This window comes from Levilactobacillus tongjiangensis, assembly GCF_003946345.1.
Taxonomy (GTDB): Bacteria; Bacillota; Bacilli; order Lactobacillales; family Lactobacillaceae; genus Levilactobacillus; species Levilactobacillus tongjiangensis.
In genome coordinates this window covers 1-22,021 of sequence record NZ_RHNY01000003.1, presented here as the reverse complement: position 1 = coordinate 22,021, position 22,021 = coordinate 1, and the positions used below count along the sequence as shown (strand labels likewise).

The following is a 22,021-nucleotide window of genomic DNA, read 5'->3' as shown; positions in this document are numbered from 1 at the left end:
AACCTCCGAACTGACTTTACCCGACCAGACCTCCCAGTAACGGGCGGCCCTTGACGAAAATATCTGGCTTGAGTAACGCAAGTCGGCCGGTCGTCGTCAGTTGCGTCACCAGTTTGTCTTTAGGTGACGGCTCCGCTGCTAAAACCATCCGATTCCCTCCATTGAACAACTTAATTATTGAGAACGACCCTTTTACACCATTAACTTATCTGCTGGTCATTATAGCATATGTTATTACCTAATCGGTCGACCACTGCCCGCGACTTAAAGCCGCGTCATCAAGGTATTTAACCGCTAATCTCGGCCAAGCAAAAAGGGTAGCCGGAGACGACACATCTCTGGCTACCCTTTACATACATTTTCGTTAATATTTTAAGCTTCCATAGTACCGTTGATTTCAAAACTGAAATCATGGTCGATATCCCCGGCAACGTGATATTGCGGTTCAACATCGGCTCCCCAACTGTCGATACCACCGACACCACGGGTAGCGCCGTACACCGTCAATACTGTACGACGAGCAACTGGTAACTCTTCCATGTGGGTCGCATTTTCAAGTTCCTCAGGCGTGTATGGCAGACAGCTGAAGGCAAACGGATGACCGTTTTGACTGACCGTCAGACTAAAAGGTTGGTGATCCGGGTCGGCGTTATTTTGCGTCGTGGCCCGAGTAACCTTCACCCAGTCATTGGCCATGTGCATGCCACATTCCTGTGGCACCATGTATGGCGTAACTGGCAACCCATCAACGTGGTAAGTCCCTGGCCGACCACCGGCCAACCGGTCGGGATACGTTTCACCCGAAAGGCCTTGGTAGTCAAAACCAGTAGCCGCCGTTGGCATCACGAAGCGTAATCCCAAAACGGGCAGCTCTGGTAAACCGGCAGCCCCATGGTAGTGGGTGTTGATGGTCATTTTACCAGTCCCATCAACGACGTATTCAACGGTGACTGTGGTGGCTGGCACCGTCGTCGTGGTGTACGTAAATTTGATGGCCACAGTCTCAGCCGTTTCGTGGTCGGAATATTTGTTGTTTTCCGGCGCAATGGGCAGCGGAATCGACTGACCATTAACGGCGACCTCAATCTTAGTGCAGGCGCTAAACATATCGGCACCTAACCAAGCAGCGGAACTCGTGGAAAACCCGTTCCCACGGTCATTATCAGTTGTCGCCCGCCAGAAGGCTGGCTTCGGTGTCCGGTACAACCATTCCTTGCCGTAACGAACGAGCGACTCCAGGCCGCCCCGGTCGTAGGCAAAGATATAGTGGAAACCAGGACCGCTCAGTCCCAGCGTCACGTCGCCATAAATAACGTTTAGTTTAGTCGTGTTGGCCATAGTAGTAGTCCACCTCCTGCAGTGCTGGCTTCGGTGTCCGGTCCGCAAAGAGCAGGCCGTCACCGGAAAATTCGTAATCAGCGTGCCGGTCATCAAAGTCCCCACCATAGCGGAGAACGGGTTGGCCGGTCACTTCATCCTTGGTCCAGAGCGCCTGGTCAATGTAATCCCAGATAAAGCCCCCCTGATACATTGGATACTTATCGATCAAATCAATGTAACTGTTCATGCCCCCAATGGAATTACCCATATCATGCATATATTCACAGTTAACAAATGGCTTGTCGGGATCATTTTGCAGGTACTTTTCAATCTCACGAGGCGGATCGTACATCATACTTTCCATGTCGGAAATCCGGTCCTCGTAGACCCGGTTCCGACAAACACCCTCGTAATGGGTCAAACGCGTTGGGTCAGCGTCATGGTAGAACTTATCCATGGCCGCAATGTCGTCGCCCGCGTACGATTCATTTCCAAGTGACCAGAATAAAACGGCCGCGTGGTTCTTAAACATTTCATAGTTGCTCTTGGCGCGGTCCAGGACAGCTAATTGCCATTGTGGCAGGCTACCAGGCACGTTGTAAGATGGTTCAACGACACCCATCTTCTGCCAAGTTCCGTGGGTTTCCAAGTTATTTTCGGCCATCATGTAGATTCCATTCTGGTCACATAAGTAGTACCAATCATCTTGGTCAGGATAGTGACAGGTCCGCACGGCGTTGATGTGATTGTCGTGGAACACCTGCATATCGTGAGCCATATCGGCAGCGGTCACGGCGCGACCCCGATGGGCGTCCCATTCGTGACGGTTAACACCGTTTAGAATTAAACGTTCGCCGTTCAGCTGCATAATCTTGTCTTTCATTTCGATCCGGCGGAAACCAACCGGGTAAGGCACGACTTCAACAACCTGACTATCAGCATCCAATAGGGTAACTTCCAACCGATAGAGGTACGGATCATGGTGATTCCACAGGTGTACGTGGTTAACGGTCGTTTGTACCGTGAGTTCATCAGCAGCTTCGGCATCATCCGTCCACACAACGTTACCAGTGGCATCAAACAGGCTGACCTTAACGGCACCCGCCAGCTTGTCGGCAGCGGACAACGCCAATTTCACGTTGAGGTTTCCCGTTACGAAAGCATCGTCTACCCCAGCACGAATCGTCATATCTTCCAGATGCAGGGCGGGCTTAGCCACTAACCGCACGCTACGAAAGATACCGGAAAAACGAAACATATCTTGGTCTTCTAAGAAAGCGGCCGTACTGTGCTTAAAGACTTCAACAGCCAAGAGATTCTCACCATCTTGGAGGTAAGGCGTCAAATCAAATTCAGCGCGGCTGAAACTATCCTCAGCGTACCCGATAAAGTGACCGTTCAGCCACAAGTACATGGCCTGTTCCACACCATCAAACTCGATGCTGACCCGTTGATGCCGGAGTTCAGGATTGAGCGTAAAGTGCTTCACGTAAGACCCAACCGTATTTTCAGGATCGGTGCTAAACATACCCTTTTCAGGATGATCAGCGCCCATGCTGTAGGCGGGACGCCGGTAGTGCTTCCCTTCCCAAGGGTAGGCTGTGTTAATGTATTGAATTTGACCGTAACCGGCGAGCTCAATGTGGCCCGGAACGGCTAACCGATCGAAATCTGACCGATCGTAGTCGGGTTCATAGAAGCCCACTGGCCGATGTTGGGGATCCTTGGAGAAGGCAAAACCCCAACTACCATCGAGGCTCTGAACCAGACTACTCTTTGCTTCAGCAGCTTCAGCGGCTGTGGCGTAACCACGGTGATCGCTATGTGCTGGCAACTGGTTGACCCGAAAGGTCTGTGGATCATCCAGCCAAGAAATTTCTGCTTTCAAAAGTTTTCCTCCTTTTTAAAACGCTTACATCGTTATTATACAACAGATTCCACGGAATGAAACGGGCGGAAGTAAATTGTAATCCGCACACTGGCTATATGTGTTAGCGCTTGTCCACGTCCCTATTTCCGTCCCTTGTTCCCACCCTCAGGAGTCCTATACTAGGCTATATAGAGGAGGTATCACGACTTATGACCCGTCACAAATTCACCTTCAGCCTACTTGTCATAGGCTTTAGTCTCATCTTTTTCACGTACAGTGCACCACAGACCGCTAATGCTGCGACCTGGTACGCCGGCACACCCAAGCAGATGCATGGTACCTGGTACACTAAATACCACAAGTTCAAGCATCCTACCACTAACCATTATTATTATCGTATCCAATACACGACCCGGTTCAAGGGCCAGTCTCACTTGATCAATCTCATTTACTCAAAGAAGAAAAAACTGAAGACCAACTCCGCTGGTTACGGCATTGTTTTCAGCCTCATTCACACGAAAGTTGCCACTAACACGTACCTTCTTGGCGGCTACAGCAACGGTGAATCCGTCACCTACCAAGTAGCCTCTTTATCTAGAAAACGGAAAATGATTCTACGTTACCCGACAAATACTAAGATGACACATTTTAAGAGCTTCGGCACCTTCTACAAGAAATAGCTGAGGACCCTTAAAAGCATGAAGAGATTGGGAAAATATCCCAATCTCTTTTTTCGCGATGAAGCTCTTTAATGACCCCATTTATGCTGCTTACCATCAATAACCAACCCGTTAAAGCTAAGTACTATTCAGTTAGCTCAAATGTCCATACCGACTAAACCGTTTCATATTAGGATTGTTGGTACCAGCCGAGATACTCATATTTGCAGGACCAGGCCTTTGTAAACCACGCCCGTTAAAAAACGGACGCTTGCGAGAACCACACCCTTTAGCACTGTCTCACAATCAGTCCTGGTAATGCTTGATTTAGGTGGATTCTAAATGACCCGACAGGACTCAGCTATATAAAACGCTGTCTTTCATAAGCTGAATAGTAGCTTCATTCACACACATTTTGAAAAACATTTCCCAGGTTAACTGCTTGGGTTAGACACTTGATAGTCAACATGTATAACCCGGGTTATCTTTCTGTTCCACATGAAACAAATCCCAGTTCTTCCATTTTTCTTCACATATTCTAAGGTATAATTGAGGTAACAGTTTATCTCAGAAAGGAGCGGTCTTCATCCTCAGAAAAGTTCTTAAAACTGGCCTTAGCCTGCTAGCAATTAGTGCCGTTGCATTAGGCGGTGGCCTCTTGGCTAAAGCCCAAACTGAAAAGCCCAGTGCTCTGGTTAAGGTCGGAGACTACACCGCCAGCACCGACTTCTTAAACCTCAGTGCCTACTACAAGACAACTAAACCGATCACAGTAAAGGTTGCCTACCTGCCAACTTACAAGACCGGTCAAGCTATCATGCAAAAACTAACGTTGCCCGCCGGAATCACGGTAGCGGGTAATCTAACGACAACGAAAAAAGGCAGCTATTTGGTGCCTAGCCTTCAGCTATACTTAGCCCGCCTCAGTTACCCTGCCCTCCTAAATAGTGCCAAAGCCGGCTACACCATGGATCCTGGTGCTGGCGCTTACGACCCGCAAGCCACAATTACGGCCACGGATAAATTAGCCGGCTTCAAGCGGGTTAAAGCTCCCATCTACATGCCAGGTTATAGTCATGGTGATTTATATATTGGTGGCGCCAAGGCGGCGTTGAGCCCGATTGAACCACATACAACCAGTCTTCGTATCACGCCAGACGGCTACGTTGAAGTCCTCAAATACGATAATAAAGCCAATTCTGGCTTGGGTTTTGCCCAAAAACCATACAGCATTGCAAAAATCACCAAAACCAACTTTAACGATCCTTATCGCAAACTATACTTTAGCCACAATTTAAGGGGCGTTAACACTAAACGGGTCAGTCAGTCTGGAGTTTATCAATACTGTCTGACGCTAAAGAATCTACACACACCCCAACATACTACTGGCAACCCCACCAAGGGAATTGCCGGCACCTTTGATAGCCTGTATACCATTGGCGGCACCAAATACTACACCTTCATTGGCTATGATGGTGTGAGCGATTAATGCTTAGCATAAACCCGCCGCAACCTAACCTGGCTACGACGGGTTTGCTTGTCCTGATGATTAAGCTGGATAACCGCCATTGTAGATTCGTCGTGGTAAACTAAACCTTAGAAAATCCTAAGGAGGCGCAAGTAATGAAACAACTTTTTAAATTCATCCTGGCGATCCTGTTAATGGGCGCAGTGGCCGGTGTGGCTTTAACCAAAACTGCAACGGCAGAAAGCCGCGCAACAACGACGGTTGTCCATACTAAATAATGACCGAGCGGGCGTCTGATTGACTTCAATCAGACGCTTTTTTTAATGCGCAACTAACTGCCAGGTCACCCCAAACTTGTCGGTCACCCAAGTGACTTGTTCAAAACCTGCCATGGCCATGGGACCCATTAAGACCTTGCCACCCTCCTCCAATTGATCAAAAAGCTGCCAAAATTCCTCAACCGAATCACACTCAATGTAAAGTGAAGTGCCCCAGTCAATGGGAGCTTGTTCATCGGCTCCCATATCAAACAAGCCCAGTGTAATGCCATGCATCTCCAGTTGACTATTTAAGACTAACTCCGGTCGATCCGGGTACGGCGTTACGGATAAGACTTTCGTATCGGGAAACACGGTCGTGTAGAAGGCTAATGCCTCTCTTGTCTGCGTTTTAAAAGCTAAATATGTAATGGGTGCTTGCATACAAATCCCTCCAGCAATTTTTCTAGTTCCAGAATACCACGTGCCTTTACTTTTCACGATGATTCTATCCCGGAAATAATCGTAGGCCTAAATGGCCTCGCACCTCGATTGACCAGTGGCACCTCATCCTACCCACCAATCAACTTAACGGGTAAAACGATTCTTGCCCGCTTCCCTTTGATTCATGCTATGATGGCCTCAATAACCGGTCACCTTTTGGAGGAGGAGATTGCAGTTGGCTAAATTCATTTCGTGCTTTGCTGCTCTATTTACAACGGTTTGTATCATGTCTTTCGGACGAAATTAGCACGTCACATAAAGGGCCTCAGCGACATGTTTGTCACTGAAGTCCCTTTATCTCTATTCAAGCAGTATTTAATTCAACTTTTCTCGGCGACGCATTCCCCAAACATTGGGCAGAATAACCGCTGAGATAATAATCACGACGCCAACCATCTGTAAACCGCTGACCGTTTCTCCTAATAAGATAAAGGCCACCGCAATGGACGATGGTAGTTCCAATGATGACAGGATTGGACCGATTCCCAATTCCAAATATTGCATAAAAATCGAATAGGCCACCAACGGAAAGACCATCGAGAAGAGGGCAATCAAAATTCCCCATTTAATCGTATCTCCAGTAACTGGTGCCGTTGCAATCTGTGGGCCCCAAACAACGGAGATCAAGAGAAAAGCACCCACACACAGTAGCCAAGTCTTACTTAAAGGATCTAAGTTATTGCCCAGACTGGCCGTAAACTGCATCGTACAAGCGTAAGCACAGGCCGCTAAGAAACTAAAGAACAATCCCAACGGTGATAAGGCCCCCTCAATCGGGAAGAGCCCAGCCGCCAAAACCGTGCCGATTAAAACCAACACGATACTTAAAACCTGTAAGCGCGATGGCCACCGATGATGAATAATTGAGCCCAGCAAAACTGACAACCAGACTGCCTGCATCAACATGACTGCTGCTGCAGCTACTGACACTAATTTTAACGCCTGTATGTAGAATGTATTGGTAAAGCCAGAGGCCGTGCCTGCCGCAATCACCAACAAGATTTGTTTCCAATTAGTGTGTTGATATCGTAACCAGTGCCGCCGCGCAACGTGGATGATTCCTAGAATAATGACTGCGCTGAGAAAGGACCAGAACAATAGCGGTCCGTTGACGACGCCCTCTCGCCGCGCAATTTTGAACAATGACGCCGGAATTCCAAAACTAACGGCGCCCAGTGCTACAAAAATTGGTGCTATTTTTTTCAAAAAATCACTCCAAGGATATGTATTCCTAATAAACCTACCGTTCTCATTATACAACTTATGAATGCTCGAAAACCGGTAAGTAGAAAGGGGTTGAGACTTTTGTCTCACCCCCTTTCTACGCTTCAAACATATATAGTTGAAACGTGCGACAAAAGACAGTCAACTCCGCTTACCCCCAATAGACAAACAATCCAAGACCAGGATTATTCGTCTATCGACGTTAATGCTTATTGACTAACCGTCTTTTACCACACTCTCTCCTCAGTTAAAATCTGTAATTCACGTGACCCATCAGTTTCTTATTGCGGTCCGACTTGTGCCGCGTAAAGTATCGGACTGAGTAGGGTGCAGCGGGCTTGTAATCGTCCGCAAAGTTCATCAACACGGACTGACGTTTGCCATGGATCGTCCGCTTGACGCGTTTGTTCGACAACACCGCATCGGTACCGCTAACTCCCCAAGTGCAAACATTTTTCCCAATAGAGACGTAAAGTCGCTTCCCCTTAAGGGTATTTTTAGCACCATTGTAATTCGAATACACCGAATGTTTTTTCACGATAAACGTCGTATGATTGCCATACCAGTGTCCCCGGTAGGCCCGTGGAATCGCCCGACTAGCACTAGCTGACACTGGTGACTGTAGCATTCCCAGTCCAATTCCAACCCCCGCTAATAATGCCACTAACATGAATACTTTTTTCAACTTCACTATATATCGTCTCCTAAATTATTTAAAAATCATCGCGAAGCCGCTCATTCCCAAAGAAACGGTTAGCATACTTCTTCGCGGCTCGCTTGCTGTGATAGGCGTACGCATCGGTCCAAGCCTCGGCACCACTTGCCAATTGCAGCGTGTGATACGTCTTACCATCGAGTCGATGGGCAACGCCACGATAGTAGTCCCCTGCGCCAGCTCCCTGGGTCCAACCGTACGTCCACGTCCACTTTTCGCCTGCAATTTTAAACGTCGTCCCATAGATCCAATTAAGATGCCGCCGACTGCGAAAATTAGTGGTCGTTGTGACCTTCTTAGGGTGCAAATGCCAAGTACCCGCTGCACCACTGATTTTCTTGGCCGTAATTTTAACGCGGTAATACCTGCCCCCTGAATAGGTATACCACGTTCCCCGCATTCGTTTGGGAAAAGTCCTGATTGTGTAGCGGGTCGTCGCTGCTTCTACCTGCTGCGTCCCTAGTGTAACTGCCGCCGTTGACACCGTCACCGTGGCTAATAGCAAGGTGACCATCCGTTTCATGTTCATCTGTCGCTCCTCCGATTTCAAGTGATAAAAAGGTTCTGTCCCCTAACCACTCTCATTCTAAACTAACCCCGCTAACCTTTCAACGGGTTATCAATTAGATCAATTCTGAGGGGCGTAAGAGAACCCCGTCGCCTAAAGACTACAGCACTTTATTATTAATCAGAATTTATTATTAATAACAAATTGAATGCTAGAAAACAAAAGAGGTGTTAGAACTGACATCCTAGAAAGTCTTAGAATAGATGGCCCGGATTAAAAATCGCTAAACTCAACACGTATAGTGCCCAGCCACCGGCTAACCACCGCCAATTTAAGCTGAGGTTAGTCGCCAGTGCCTGCCACCAACGACGCAAGTAACCGACCGCGTTGGCACTTAACGGTGCTGCCAGCTGCGTTTTACGAGCCACCAACGCTAGATAAAACGTGGCAACGCCCAGCCCCAAGATAAAGGCTAAGCGCAGGATGGCTACCGCTAAATTCCCCTGTAATAGGGCCAAAACTAATTGTAAACCAGCACCAGTCAGCGATGCTAAATTCCACATGACTGGTATTACCAACGACCACTGCCATGGAATCAGTGAAAAGGCCCCATACCAAAATAGTAATTTACAGCCGCTCCACGTCGCATGAAGCACCGACGGCCAGGTCAGGCCAAACGCCGTAATCACGTTCACGCTGAAAAAATGCGTCGCAAGTAGCCACAGGCAGATCACCAAAATGGCAACACACCACGCCGCCAACAGCTGAACCACCAGCAGCGGCACCTGAAACAATTCAGTTAACTTCGTTTGTAACGTCTTCAAGCTTAACCGCCCCTTCGTTTCGCCTCAGTCCGTTTCTCAGCCAACAAAGCCGTTAACGTAGCCTTCTCGTTCGCCGTTGTGTGTCGCAACGACTTAATCTTCTGAACGGTCCGTTGCACAACTGGCAGAGAAAATTTCGTCCGCAACAGCTGGTAGATTGTGGCTTGTTGATTAGGAAAGGCCGCAGCCAGTAACCAGGCCTGGCCCATCTGCACGTAATAGTTGGCGCTGTCTACGCTCACCGCTAATTGTAGGGCAACCTCAGTGAATTCGGGTGTTAGATAGAATTTCAGGAGAAACACCAATCCGGTCCGCTGAAACCATGGATTGTCAGACTGTAGGTAACGTTGAATCACGGTCAAAAACTCCGCTCGAAACGCTTTGACCTGTTTAAAATGAATCACCATATCACACACCGACCAGTTGTCCGCGTTGGAAATGTAAGCGTCGCATGGCTTCGTAAAGTAAGCAACATCCAGCGGCAGTCGGCTCAGCACATACCCTTGAACGATAACCGCTTCATAATATTCTGTCCCAGCTACTGCTAAAAAATCACGCGGCATCCCCTGACTAATCGCCACCCCAAGTGACCGCAGCGTCTTCATTGGGATTCTCAACAATGGTCGCTCGGTCGCTACAATCTTTGCGCTCCGATCCCGGAAGTGGTCATCCCCCAAATCCCGTAAGTCTTGTAAGAATTCCTGATAAGTTGCCGCCGTCCACACCGTTGTGGTTAACTCCATTTGACACCATCTCCCCGCACTATTTTCTCCAATTATCGCACACGGCCAGTGCTTTGGGGAGATATCATGCCAGGATGTTTCACATGAAACAATCCTTAAATATCCTTGACTTCATTCTTGCCACGTGCGATACTAGCTCCTGGTGCCAAACCAAGGTGGGGGTACGCGATCGGTGCGCAAGCATTCCGAAGGTCGCCGCACCTCACCACTGACAGCTCTACGCTTTGCGTAGGGCTGTTTTTTTGTCTATTTTCAGACCGTAAAAAACGCCGACACACCAATGGTATCGACGTTATTTCACTACTTCATAATTAAAAATTGCTTGTTTCCTGTAATGACGTGACCATTTGTCAGCACTAACCGGGTCCGTTGACCATGAACCTTAATTGACTTGATTTTTAACACGTGCCCCTGCTTAACGTGTTTAACCCGTTGACTCTGCTTAAACGCCAGGTGTTGATACTCGTAAAGACCACCTCGGCTGATGACCCGAACTTTCCCGGGGTTCTTCTGGTAGTAAAGTGCCGCTACTAGCTTCGAATTGGCAGTCACGTAACCACCCTTGACCCGGTAGCGCAACGTCCCATGCTTAGAGTAAGCGACGCCTAACACTTTGAACGTTGTACTCTTAGTCCGTGGCTTAGCGCGATAATGCCGAACACGTTTCGTCAAATTGGCGTCCTTATAGAGGTTAACCGCTGTTTTAGCATATATCTGAGTTGGAAAGCGTACGGTAGCGGACTTATCGGGACTCGTTGTTGTTGTGACGGCTGGCTTCTTTGCTGGCGTCGAGGGTTGCGTTGGCGTAGTCGTGGCCGGTTGCTTTTGATCGTCCAGAAACTTCAGTTGACCCTGCTTTTCAAAGAGATCGCCCATCGCCAAGAGCAAGCGGTCCTGACTCGTAGCTGCTTCAAACTGAATCCCCAATGGCATCTGATTCCCACTAACGTAGGTTGGCAAGCTGATGGCCGGTTCCCCAGTCATGTTAGCCAATTGCGTAAATGGCGACTTGCTCAAGCCATGCAACCAGGCATCGTAAATTAATTGCATCTGATCCTGACTGTCTAACGAAGAAATGTTACGCATCTTCTCAACGTATTCCGGTAAGTAGGCCGGATCGGTGTTGCTAGGCGCGGTAGTCGCCGTGGTTGGCGTTAGGTACAACGGATATTTTTGATGGAAGTCGGCCATCTGCTGCTTGGCCGTGGCAATTTCCGCCTGATAGCTTGCCTGATTCTGACTATCCGCGGCCAGCTTCTTACTAGCCTCGAACAACGCGTAAGTCATAATACTACCGTCATCTGGCTCTAGGTCCCGTTTGAAGGCGGATCGGGCAAACGAATTCGCCGCAAATCCACTGGACGTGGCTCCCTTGTAGTAAGCCTGCATCAACGCTTTACCGTCCACTGGGCTGTCTGCCTGTTCCACGTTGAATCCTTGAGCCTTCAGGAACGAAACGCTGCGCATCACCGCGTTCACAGCATCCTGGCTCACCGGCGTGCCCACGGGTGACTTCGTTGAGTAAGCAATCTTTACTGATTTCAAATCCTGCGGTGCAGCCTCAGCGGTCACATTCCCGCTGAGCATGTTGTCAAAGAGCGTCTGGGTGTCCTGCATGCTCTTAGTTTCCGCAAAACTGGCCATACTGCTGCTTGCACCATCACCTTGAATCATCCCCGCAGTCGGCTTCAACCCAATGACTCCCGACCAGGAGGCAGGAATCCGCAGTGACCCACCAGCATCGTTCCCGGTTGCCAGTGGCACCATATCATCGGCAACACTAGCTGCTGCCCCACCAGACGAACCGCCAGGATTATCACTCGTGTTCCAAGGATTCTTAGAGGCACCGTACAGCTTCGAGTCCGTAATATTGGTCAATCCCAATTCAGGATAGTTCGTCTGCCCGATCACAATGAAGCCTAAGCTCTGTAGTTTGGTGACAAATGGCTTCGTGTAGCTCGCCACCCGATTACTAGAATAAGGTAACCCTTGCGTGGCGGGTTCACCTTTCAATTCCTGCGCCAGACCCTTGATCAAGACTGGTACACCGTAGAATGGCTGGCCGGTATCCTTTAAGGCTGCGGCTTCACTATACGCCGCGTCCTCCCGCATGGTCAGGACCGCGTTGAGTTGCGGATTGTCCTGTTTAACTTTGGCTAAAGCTAACTGAATCAATTGTTGGCTAGTCACTTTGCCAGAACGTACCATTTCGGCCAGTTATGTGGCCGTGGCGTGCTGGTACTGAGCCTGGGTCAGCGTCTGACTCCCAGTTGGCGTAGCCGTTGAAACGGTCGGCGTCGCAGTATCACTGGCAAAAGCTGGTAAAGTGACACCGGTTCCTCCGAGAACCAGAGCCACAATTGCCGTTACTAGAATAAGTCGCTGTTTAACGTGTTGAAAGGTTAGTTGCTTCATGAAAACTCCTCCTACTATGTACAAACTTCCCCTCCAATACTACAAGACTTGAACTTGTTTGAAAACGCTTAATTTAGCATAATGATAAGCATGTGATTATAGTTACGATGATATAACAATTATTCATAAGTGCTAATATCCCATCTATGTCAGAAAAAGTGAGCAATTCCTACCAAATTACCGTCACCAATCCTATTTCCTCCCTATACGTTAATCACTAATCAATCTCATTAGCAAATGCTAAATATTAGAACCCATTTCGTCACAGAATTAGCTGTTTTTTTTAAAATATTTTTTTAAAAGGGGCACGTCCTCGTGAAGACGTGCCCCTTAGCTTGGTATACACATTACTGAGCTGACTTCGGCCAAGCCCAAGGATCTTCCCGCCACTGTTGCAGTGACGCAAACTCGGCTGGTGTCATATCACCCTGTTGGCGCGCGACGGCAATCAAGGCGCTATACGTGGTCAATGGCGTCAACGTTAGGCCAGCCTGTTGAAAGTTGACCACACTATCTGGCAGCTCGTACGAGAAAATGGCGACAACCCCCAACACCTTGGCGCCCGCTGCTTGCACGGCCTTGGCAGCCGCTAAGACACTGCCTCCGGTTGAAATCAAATCATCGATCAAGACGACCCGTTCTTCCGCGGAAGTCTGCCCCTCAATTTGCTTGCCCTTACCATGGTCCTTAGGCTTAGCGCGCACGTAGTTCATCGGTAAGTTTAACCGGTCCGCAACTAGCGCCGCATGGGGGATCCCAGCCGTCGCGACTCCACCGATCACCGTCGCTTCCGGATATTGCTCCCTGATCAATGCTGCTAACCCATCCGCAATCTCTGCGCGCACTTGTGGGTACGCAATCGTCTTACGATTATCTGTGTAAATGGGAGCCTGCATGCCGCTAGCCCACAGAAATGGGTGGTTAGGGGCCAAGGTGACCGCCTGAATGTCTAAGAGGTCCGTTGCAATTTGCTGGTCAATTATCATTATTTCCGCTCCCATTCTTGTAAAATCTGTTGGTACGCTGCGACTGGATCACTGGCCTGAGTGATGGACCGACCTACGACGATCCCATCACTACCAAGCGCAGCCGCTTGGGCCGGGGTCACCACCCGTTGCTGGTCGTTGGGGTCATCCGTTGCGAGTCGAATCCCGGGATTGATACAAAGAAAGTCGGGACTCGTGGCCGCGTGGATTTGCGCGTCTTCAAGAGCAGAAGAAATAACACCATCTGCCCCGTTGGCGTGCGCTAATTGAGCTAAATGGGTGACCGCAGTGGTCAGATCCACTGTGACCAACTGCTCCGTTTGCATCTGGGTTTCAGAGGTGGAGGTCAGCTGCGTGATGGCCAATAAACTGGCTGGCTGGACGCCCGCTAGTTCACTCCCACGAAGGAGGCCCCGTTTAGCTGCAGCAATCATGGTCGCCCCACCGGCTGCATGAACCGTGACCATGGCCACGCCCTGTCGTCCAAGCTGAACCATTGCCTGCTCGACCGTGTGGGGAATGTCGTAGAGCTTGAGGTCTAGGAACACGCGCAATTGGCGGGCTTGCAACTCCCGTAAAATCTGGGGACCAGCGTCGTAGAAAATTTCCATGCCCACCTTGACCATTAGCTGGTCCTGGTGTGGAAATTGATCGAGAAACTGGAAAACTTGGGACTGATTTTGAAAATCTAACGCAATAATAACGGGTCGCATCGAATCCACCTTTCTCTCAAAAAAACCGGGTAGCCTGCAGCGGGCTACCCGGTTTTAACCATCCCCAGTATCTCCACTGAGGGCGGTCATCCGTTCACCTTTTTAGTCTCACAGGGCTAAGTTAAAGTTGATTTTGATTGAGTTTACCTTAGACTGGTAAAAACGTCAAGCCGTATAATTAAATTAATAAACGCCCGAACGGTTGCTTTTTCGCAAGTATCATGGCACAATACTAACAACACCCCGGGAAACCGGCAAAAATAACGAATGTCAGAGAACATTCATTTTGGAGGAAATTGAATATGGAGAACACTATGCACGACCGCGCGCTTAGCACCCACCAGAAGTGGACCATCGCTTCAACTTCAGCAGGATTTGCCTTGGAAAACATGGACGTTATGTTTCTATCCTTCGCACTTTCATCGATCATCGCCGATTTACATATCAGCGGTGCCCAAGCTGGCTTGATTTCATCGATCACGAACCTGGGTATGCTAGTGGGTGGTATTTTATTTGGTATTTTGGCCGACCGCTTTGGCCGCGTCAAAATCTTCTCGCACACCATCTTCATTTTCGCCTTCGCTACCGCAGCCATGGCCTTCGCTAGCAATATTCACCTGATTTACCTGTTCCGCTTCATCGCCGGCATCGGTGCCGGTGGTGAGTACGGCGTTGGGATTGCGCTGATTGCCGAAAACTTTGCGCACAACAAGATTGGTAAGATGACCTCCCTCGCTGCCATTGGTGGTCAGGTAGGCGCAATTCTCGCCGCCGTTGCCGCAGCCTTCATCATCCCCACGCTGGGTTGGCAAGCCCTCTTCGTCTTTGGGCTGATTCCAGTCGCCCTGACCTACTTCATTCGGCGACACCTGCACGAAAGCGATGAATTCTTAGCCGCCAAACGTGCCCCCAAGGCCGACCGTCAACCAGTTCAGATTCGTTCACTGTTCAAGACACCACAACTGGCGTACCAAACCTTGGCGCTGATGGTCATGGTGATCGTTCAGATTGCCGGTTACTTTGGCCTGATGAACTGGTTACCTGCCATCATGCAGCAAAAACTTGGTTTGACGGTGGCTGGCTCGTCCGTTTGGATGATTGCCACGATTGTCGGCATGAGCATTGGAATGCTAACGTTTGGGAGTATCCTCGACTACTTCGGTCCCCGGCGGGCATTTGGTATCTTCCTGATTGCCAGCGCCATCGCCGTCTTCAGCATCACGCTCGCCTTTAACCAGTTCACATTGGTTCTTGCTGGCGCCGTTATCGGATTCTTCTCTAACGGTATGTTCGGGGGGTACGGCGCCGTCATCAGTCGCCTCTACCCAACGGAAATTCGTTCCACGGCCAACAACGTCATCGTCAACGTTGGTCGAGCCATCGGGGGCTTCTCCTCCGTCGCCATCGGCTTTCTAATGGACCACTACAGTCTGGTCGTGGTCATGGGCTTCCTCTCCGTGCTCTACCTGATCAGTTTCACGGTCATGCTGACGATTCCCAGTTTCCGTAAACTCGGCCAAGTCAACGAAGCCTAAACTTTAAACTTAAACGGTCGCCCCAGTACAGTTAGGAAATTCCTACCGTGCTGGGGCGTTTTTCGGCCAATTATTGGTATACTAATGGGACAAGCAGCTTGAGAAAGAAGGTCCCGGCACCATGAAAATAATCATTGCTCCCGCCAAAAAAACGGTGGTCGACACGGACACGTTTGGTTGTGACGGCTCCCCCCAATACCTAGCCCAAACCCAACAGATTCTGTCAGCGCTCCGGCAATTATCCTACGCGGAAGCCAAGGCTCTCTGGCATTGCAGCGATAAGCTCGCGCAACCCAACTATGATTGGCTACAAAAGCTCGACTTGAGCCACCAGCTCACCCCAGCCATCCTAGCGTTCTCCGGCATTCAGTACCAGTACATGGCTCCGGACTTATTTACAGCACCAGCCTTGGATTATATCCGCCACAACCTACGCATCCTATCCGGCTTTTACGGGATTCTCCGGCCGTTCGACGGCATCGTGCCCTACCGCTTAGAAATGCAGTCACGACTTCAGGTGGCGGGTGCTAAGACCCTCTACACGTTCTGGGGCGACCGCCTTTATCAGGCGCTTGCAACACCGCCCACGGAGCCCATCCTTAACTTAGCCTCACAGGAATACGCCAAGACTATTCGACCCTACCTCCAGCCAGGGCAGCGACTCGTTACGGTCGTTTTCGGCAGTCTGGTCGACGGTCACGTGAAGACCAAGGCCACACTAGCTAAGATGGCGCGGGGCGAAATGGTTCGGTTCTTGGCGGAACACCACGCGACCGCTATCCAGGATGTCACCACGTTTGATCATCCCGCTTGGGCGTTTGATGCCCAGCGGTCAACTAATGATCAGTTGGTCTTTATCTATCAGAAATAAACTAGCAGGCTTCTGGTACGCACTCTTTCAAATATAAAAAGACGAATCTGAGATTTTTCCCAGATTCGTCTTTTTTATTTTGCAACTGCCATAACTAACTTCTTATTCGCTGTCACATAATGACCATTTTCCAGGACGAATCGCGTCGTCAAATTGTGATGGCTGATACCCACCACCTTAAGCTTGGTTCCCTGCGCATAGTGACGAACCTTCCCCGTCAGACTCACTGTCTGATAAGCATTCAGTCCAGATTTGCCAATGACTGTCAGTCGTTGAACTTTCCTCTGATAATAAACTTTCGTAACGTAGCCGGTCTTAGCCGTGATGTAGCCAGTCTTCCCCGCCGTTCGACTACGTTGATTGACATCGCGGACCTGATAACGCAGACGCCCCGCTTGAGACCGACCGTAACCAGTCACGACAAACATGGGCCGGTCGATGCGTTTAGTTTTTACGTACTTGGCGACCCGATTTTTCACCGTAAACGTTGGCTTGCGGTAAAGGTACAACGTCTTGCTACCATAAACGGCCTGCTACTTAGCCACGACTGCCTGGGGCGCCGCCACAACCTTCAGGGTGACCGTCAGTTTTTTGGCATTGGCCGCCGTCAAGACTACAGAATAGGTCCCCGGTGTTTTCAACTTTGCTTGAGACAAATCTAAGCTGACCGGAATCCTTGCGCCATCCGCATTCGTGGCCTGCGCGTTAAACGTATCGGCCGTCACGCTTTCACCCGCAGTAACCGTTGCGGTTGGGTCTGCAGTCAACGTCGCCTGGTCAGCCACACTGGGTTTAGCATAGTTGACCGTTGTCGTGTAAGTTCCCGCCTTGGTAAACTTCAATGCCACCTGCGACTGACTAGGAACGTATCCCGGAACGGACGGACTTTTAATCGTGACAGCCGCCATGCCGGCGTAGCCCGTTACTTGTCGGCTCTTGGCTGCTGTCTTACCATCTGGAAGAACGTAATTGATGGTGTTGGTAACGTCATTCTCAACTAGTGGCACATAAAAGGCTTCCCCTTCATAATCATTACTATCCCCTATGCGTTGCGGGGTGATATTCTGAGCCAACCGTTTCTGATAAGTCTCCCAACTTATTGATGAATTTTTAAACGCTTCTTGATATTTCGTAATTACATCGTCAACCTGACTTTGACTCAAATCCGTCATTCCTGACTGAAGAGTCAACTGTCCGAGAGCTTCTTCTGGTGTTAAAACATTATTCACAGCCCCAAAAAGGGTCTCAAACATCCCACTAAAATCGTACCCTACCTGATCTTTAGCTAGCTTAAATGCGTCACCGTAAGTCAAGCTGGCTACATCTTCCTCCGGGAGGGTTACGCTAGTTGAGCCACCAGCCACTTTGTCTTCCGGATCATTCATTTCTTGCGTATAAATATCAAAGCTAACCGTCACGTCAGCCGCCTTAGCTGTAACATCATCATGCATTTCGTTCGTTGCCATCAAACTAAATAACGACACTCCAACAACAATCATTATAAAACGCCACCAATTTCCACGCATAATCATTACCCCCATAATAGTTTTCCCGTACTTACTAATTTAGGGATAGTATACCATCTGTGTAATCGTTTTCATACCTTTTTCTTTTAGCCCTTAACTTCCGCCAAGAACCCCTGCATCCCCCGAAGATTAAGCGTCACGATGCGCTCGCGAAATGCCGCTACTGACAAGTCTAACTGACCAGTGATGTACAACCGAAATAAGGTGAGGCTATTGTCGATCAAAAAGGTCACAGCGAGTTTGGCATCCGTCGTATTCAGACCGTAGTCCGTTTCAAAACTAGCCGCTAACCCCGCTGCTACTCGGTATTTGACCCGCCGCGAAAGAAAACTATACTCATCCGAATTTAGAATGAACGTGTAGAAGGTCGGGGCCTCCTCAAAGAAGGCGTCCAGCCGGTCAAACCAGACCCCTGGATGGTGCAACGGATCATGATTAGCCGGTTCTCGCAGTAGCAACTCTAACAATTGGTCCGCAATCTCCGCCGTAAAACTATCCGCCAAGTCATCGATCGAGTCATAGTGCAGGTAAAACGTCTTGCGGTTAATATTGGCCTCATCCGTCAACTGCTGCACCGTCAGCTCACGAAAACGATACTGCTGCGCCAACTTTCTAAACGCCGCTCGCAGTGCTTGGTTAGTTCTGATAACGCGTCGATCAGTCATGGTATCCCTCCAGTTAGACCCCAGATGTGGCAGAAGTGTGGTTTACTCCTCAGGTTGCCCCTTTTTGTTGTGGACGGCTGGTTCCCAAGTCCTTATCCTTTAACCACACGTGAGGCATAAAATATTTGCTCACAGCATACCACAGTTCAGGGGGGAGTTACCGATGATTCGAGCCGAATGGCGTTATTTAATTAAACATAAACTGTTATTAATTGTATTGATTGTGATCATGTTGATCCCATCAATCTACGCAGTCACCTTTTTAAAATCCATGTGGGACCCCTACGGCAAGCTTGCTGACCTTCCCGTTGCCGTCGTCAATCAGGACCACCCCGTCACCTATCAGGGGCAACACCTCGCTGCCGGTCAAAGCCTGGTTCACAATTTAGCGGACTCCGATGCCATGAAATTCACCCCAGTTGCCAGTGAAGCCACCGCCAAGCACGGTCTGCAACACGGGAAATACTACATGGTCATTACTGTCCCTAAAAACTTCTCGCACAACGCCACCACCTTGATGCAACGGGCACCACACAAGATGGTCCTGCACTATGAAACCAGTGCCGGCCACAATTTCACCGCCGCTAAAATGACCACCACGGCTGCCAAAACTGCCGCTCAGTCCGTCGGCGATGTGGTCACCCAAAGCTACGCCAAGACCCTCTTTACCAGCATTAAGCACCTCAGCACGGGGCTCTCGACCGCCGGAACTGGCAGTCACAAACTGGCCACCGGGAGCCAGCAGCTCACCAGTGCCGACCGCAAAATTACCCAGGGCCTCAACAATTTAGCTACCAGCAACGTCAAATTGACCAACGGTGAAACGACCATCACGACCAAATTAGACGCCTACGTCACAGGCGTAAAACAGGCCCAAGCCGGCAGTCAAAAAATCAGCACCGGCCTCGACCAGTTACTCAGCCAATCCCACCAACTCGTAAGTGGTATCGGCCAACTCAAGACTGGTAGCGAGCGTTTAGCATCCGGAGTGGCCGCCTACACGCAAGGCGCCAGCAAACTCAACGCTGCCAGTGGCCAACTCACACGGGGCAGTCATACCGTGCAGAACGGCACGCAAACCTACGTCGCTGGTGTACACACTGCCAACACTGGTGCCCAACAGCTTAAGGGTAATCTAACAAAACTAGCGGGCAGCACCCAGACGCTCGATACCAGTGTGGGGCAATTAGCAGATGGTAGTCAGCAACTGGCAACCAATTTTGACCAGCTCACCACCGGATCCGCCGCCCTCACTAGCGGTCTACAGAAGGTCCAAGCCGGATTGAAAACGTCGCAAGAACAACAGGCCGCCCTCAAGCAAGCTACCGAAAAATTGGCCACTAGTTCCCAAAGCTCCGCAACGGTCAAAACCGACGCCACCGCCCTTGAAGCCGCGCTAACCACTCTGGCAGACACGGACAGCGGTGCTCTCCAATCCAAATTAGCCAGCACCGCTAATGCGCAAGGGTTAACCGCCTCGCAGAAGGCCGCCATGCTAAAAGCGGCTGACGACAGCACTAGCAGTTCTGTTGGTGCTGCACAAAAGGCCGCCCAACAACTCAGCAGTGATTTGACCGACCTGGACACCGATACTGCCGCAGTCCAGCTGCAAAAGTCACTGGCCACGGCCACTAGCGCGCAGGATGCACTAACTACCGGTATCACCACCCTGACCACCAACGCCCAGTCGCTGACGACTGGCTTGCAGAAGGCCAACACTGCCCTCACCAGCCTGGATAATGGCCTCCAAACCTTACACCAGCAAACCCCCGTCCTAGCCACTGGCACGGCTAACCTTGCCACCGGCGCAACTAGCCTGGCCACGGGGACGGCGAAGCTGAATCGCAGTGGTTCGAAACTGACGACTGGTACGGCTAAATTAGCGGCTGGTGCCACCCAACTCACAGACGGTAGTCAAAAATTAACCGCGCAAAATGCCACCCTCACCAACGGTGCTACTTCAGTCGCGTCCGGTCTCACCACACTCAATGGCCAGACCCCTCGCCTAACCGCTGGCGTCACCCAATTGGCAGACGGGGCGACCACGCTAAACAGCGGTCTCACCAAGTTGGCTACCGGCGGGCCCCAATTGACGGTGGCCCTGCAAACGGTCGCTAACGGTAGTGGTCAAGTCTCCGCGGGGGCGCAAAAACTGGCAACTGGTGCGGGTCAAGCCACGACCGGAGCTACCAAGGTCACTGCGGGCAATGCGAAGCTGGCCAAATCACTCAACACTGCGGGGCGTAAGGCAGCCGTGCACCCGTCCCGGTTGACCTACCGTCAATTTGCTAAGCCAACCACCACCCAGCACAGTGACCACGACGACGCCCCAGACAACGGAACGGGGATGGCCCCGTATATGATGTCAGTCTCCCTCTTTGTAGGCGCATTAGCCTTCAACCTGATGTTTGACATGTACACCCCACGTAAATACCCCCGGAGCGGTTGGCGTTGGTGGCTAGGCAAAGCGTCCATCATGAGTGCCTTTGTTCTAGGTGAAGCCCTCTTCATGACAGGACTCATGGCAGCCATTGATGGTCTAGCCCCCATCCACCCGTGGGCAACGTTCCTGATGCTAGTCATCACCGGAGCCGCGTTCATGAGTATCGTCTACTGGCTGAATCTTGTCTTTGGTAAACCAGGGGCCTTCTTTAGCATGGTCCTCCTGGTCCTCCAGTTAGGCGGGTCGGCTGGCACCTACCCCCTCCAGTTGACCAACGGTTTCTTCAAGGCCATTCATCCCTGGTTGCCAATGAGTTATTCAGTCGCGGGGTTGCGTGAAACGCTGATGATCGGAGACTCCGCCCTAACAGAAATAGGCGTGCTCCTGCTGATTGCTTTGGTATTCTCAGGTATGGCCATCTTGTTCTACGCGCGCCGCCACGGTCGGATCAACGCCATGGATATCTCGGAAATTTAGTCCTTACTCTTACTAACGAAACTCAGTTGGAATTTGTCACCCCCTTTTTGAGAAAACAGTAATCGATTTTCACTACAAAAACGCACGGACACCGCTAAGATTAGCTGGTGTCCGTGCGTTTTGTAGTGAATTAAAGGTTGAAAGTTCGAAAGCCATTATCGAACCAAGAATAATCAGACGTTATAGACTTAAAATTAGTCTCACTCAGCCACCTGCGGTGCTCAGAGATTCCGCCTGCTGTGGGGAACGCCTGCGGCCTGAAAAGCGGTCCTTCGGCTCGGTTTGAAGCCTGGAAAAA

The 22,021-nt window shown here is 50.2% G+C and carries 22 protein-coding genes; 6 read left to right on the top strand and 16 right to left on the bottom strand.

Translation table 11 applies throughout. The annotated features are described in order from the left end of the window. Positions 1-16: 16 nt before the first annotated feature. From EKM75_RS12980 to EKM75_RS02040, 3 genes are all read right to left on the bottom strand, one after another. Positions 17-148, bottom strand: coding sequence for a hypothetical protein (locus EKM75_RS12980; protein WP_263853484.1), 132 nt, complete (start codon positions 146-148; stop codon positions 17-19). Between the two features lie 224 nt (positions 149-372). After that, a complete protein-coding gene (locus EKM75_RS02045; RefSeq protein ID WP_125691649.1) occupies positions 373-1,338 on the bottom strand; it encodes a beta-galactosidase small subunit in 966 nt (321 codons plus the stop codon). After that, a complete protein-coding gene (locus EKM75_RS02040; RefSeq protein ID WP_125691647.1) occupies positions 1,322-3,208 on the bottom strand; it encodes a glycoside hydrolase family 2 TIM barrel-domain containing protein in 1,887 nt (628 codons plus the stop codon). The genes EKM75_RS02045 and EKM75_RS02040 overlap by 17 nt, the downstream gene beginning before the upstream one ends. Positions 3,209-3,399: 191 nt before the next feature. Here EKM75_RS02040 and EKM75_RS02035 point away from each other — a divergent pair, with 191 nt between their 5' ends. The 3 genes from EKM75_RS02035 (at position 3,400) to EKM75_RS12975 (ending at position 5,595) form a co-directional block, all read left to right on the top strand. Continuing rightward, entirely contained in the window at positions 3,400-3,870 is a 471-nt protein-coding gene (locus EKM75_RS02035) for a hypothetical protein (protein WP_125691645.1), read from the top strand. Between the two features lie 637 nt (positions 3,871-4,507). Beyond that, positions 4,508-5,338: a hypothetical protein gene (locus EKM75_RS02030; protein WP_225426630.1), complete on the top strand. Its 831-nt coding sequence runs from the start codon at positions 4,508-4,510 to the stop codon at positions 5,336-5,338. Between the two features lie 134 nt (positions 5,339-5,472). Continuing rightward, entirely contained in the window at positions 5,473-5,595 is a 123-nt protein-coding gene (locus EKM75_RS12975) for a hypothetical protein (protein ID WP_263853483.1), read from the top strand. A 42-nt stretch (positions 5,596-5,637) separates the two neighbouring features. Here EKM75_RS12975 and EKM75_RS02025 read toward each other — a convergent pair whose 3' ends face one another. From EKM75_RS02025 to pyrF, 10 genes are all read right to left on the bottom strand, one after another. Next, the gene (locus tag EKM75_RS02025; RefSeq protein ID WP_125691641.1) at positions 5,638-6,018 is read right to left on the bottom strand and encodes a VOC family protein; all 381 of its coding nucleotides are present in this window, start codon (positions 6,016-6,018) and stop codon (positions 5,638-5,640) included. A 375-nt stretch (positions 6,019-6,393) separates the two neighbouring features. Beyond that, positions 6,394-7,284: an EamA family transporter gene (locus EKM75_RS02020; protein ID WP_125691639.1), complete on the bottom strand. Its 891-nt coding sequence runs from the start codon at positions 7,282-7,284 to the stop codon at positions 6,394-6,396. Between the two features lie 265 nt (positions 7,285-7,549). After that, positions 7,550-7,993 (bottom strand): hypothetical protein, encoded by a 444-nt coding sequence (locus tag EKM75_RS02015; protein WP_125691637.1) that lies wholly within the window; start codon positions 7,991-7,993, stop codon positions 7,550-7,552. Between the two features lie 22 nt (positions 7,994-8,015). After that, entirely contained in the window at positions 8,016-8,546 is a 531-nt protein-coding gene (locus tag EKM75_RS02010; RefSeq protein ID WP_125691635.1) for a hypothetical protein, read from the bottom strand. Positions 8,547-8,779: 233 nt separating this feature from the next. Further along, positions 8,780-9,349: a hypothetical protein gene (locus EKM75_RS02005; RefSeq protein WP_125691633.1), complete on the bottom strand. Its 570-nt coding sequence runs from the start codon at positions 9,347-9,349 to the stop codon at positions 8,780-8,782. Positions 9,350-9,351: 2 nt separating this feature from the next. Beyond that, entirely contained in the window at positions 9,352-10,092 is a 741-nt protein-coding gene (locus tag EKM75_RS02000) for a DNA alkylation repair protein (RefSeq protein ID WP_125691631.1), read from the bottom strand. 300 nt (positions 10,093-10,392) lie between these two features. Next, positions 10,393-12,300, bottom strand: coding sequence for an amidase family protein (locus tag EKM75_RS01995; RefSeq protein ID WP_225426629.1), 1,908 nt, complete (start codon positions 12,298-12,300; stop codon positions 10,393-10,395). 9 nt (positions 12,301-12,309) lie between these two features. Continuing rightward, entirely contained in the window at positions 12,310-12,507 is a 198-nt protein-coding gene (locus tag EKM75_RS12850; RefSeq protein ID WP_225426628.1) for a hypothetical protein, read from the bottom strand. A gap of 347 nt (positions 12,508-12,854) precedes the next feature. Next, positions 12,855-13,496, bottom strand: coding sequence for an orotate phosphoribosyltransferase (gene pyrE / locus EKM75_RS01990; RefSeq protein WP_164508709.1), 642 nt, complete (start codon positions 13,494-13,496; stop codon positions 12,855-12,857). After that, positions 13,493-14,206 carry an orotidine-5'-phosphate decarboxylase gene (gene pyrF / locus EKM75_RS01985; protein ID WP_125691628.1) on the bottom strand — a complete coding sequence of 238 codons (714 nt, stop codon included), beginning with the start codon at positions 14,204-14,206 and terminating at the stop codon, positions 13,493-13,495. The genes pyrE and pyrF overlap by 4 nt, the downstream gene beginning before the upstream one ends. 302 nt (positions 14,207-14,508) lie before the next feature. Here pyrF and EKM75_RS01980 point away from each other — a divergent pair, with 302 nt between their 5' ends. Next, entirely contained in the window at positions 14,509-15,741 is a 1,233-nt protein-coding gene (locus EKM75_RS01980) for an MFS transporter (RefSeq protein WP_125691626.1), read from the top strand. A 121-nt stretch (positions 15,742-15,862) separates the two neighbouring features. Beyond that, entirely contained in the window at positions 15,863-16,612 is a 750-nt protein-coding gene (yaaA, locus tag EKM75_RS01975) for a peroxide stress protein YaaA (RefSeq protein ID WP_125691624.1), read from the top strand. Between the two features lie 74 nt (positions 16,613-16,686). Here yaaA and EKM75_RS01970 read toward each other — a convergent pair whose 3' ends face one another. From EKM75_RS01970 to EKM75_RS01960, 3 genes are all read right to left on the bottom strand, one after another. Then, entirely contained in the window at positions 16,687-17,121 is a 435-nt protein-coding gene (locus EKM75_RS01970) for a DUF5776 domain-containing protein (RefSeq protein WP_125691622.1), read from the bottom strand. 24 nt (positions 17,122-17,145) lie between these two features. Continuing rightward, positions 17,146-18,111 carry a hypothetical protein gene (locus tag EKM75_RS01965; RefSeq protein ID WP_125691620.1) on the bottom strand — a complete coding sequence of 322 codons (966 nt, stop codon included), beginning with the start codon at positions 18,109-18,111 and terminating at the stop codon, positions 17,146-17,148. 113 nt (positions 18,112-18,224) lie between these two features. Continuing rightward, positions 18,225-18,803: a TetR/AcrR family transcriptional regulator gene (locus EKM75_RS01960; protein WP_125691618.1), complete on the bottom strand. Its 579-nt coding sequence runs from the start codon at positions 18,801-18,803 to the stop codon at positions 18,225-18,227. A gap of 163 nt (positions 18,804-18,966) precedes the next feature. On the opposite strand from EKM75_RS01960, the gene EKM75_RS01955 reads away from it, so the two are divergent. After that, a complete protein-coding gene (locus tag EKM75_RS01955; RefSeq protein WP_125691616.1) occupies positions 18,967-21,723 on the top strand; it encodes a YhgE/Pip domain-containing protein in 2,757 nt (918 codons plus the stop codon). The last annotated feature ends 298 nt before the right edge of the window (positions 21,724-22,021 follow it).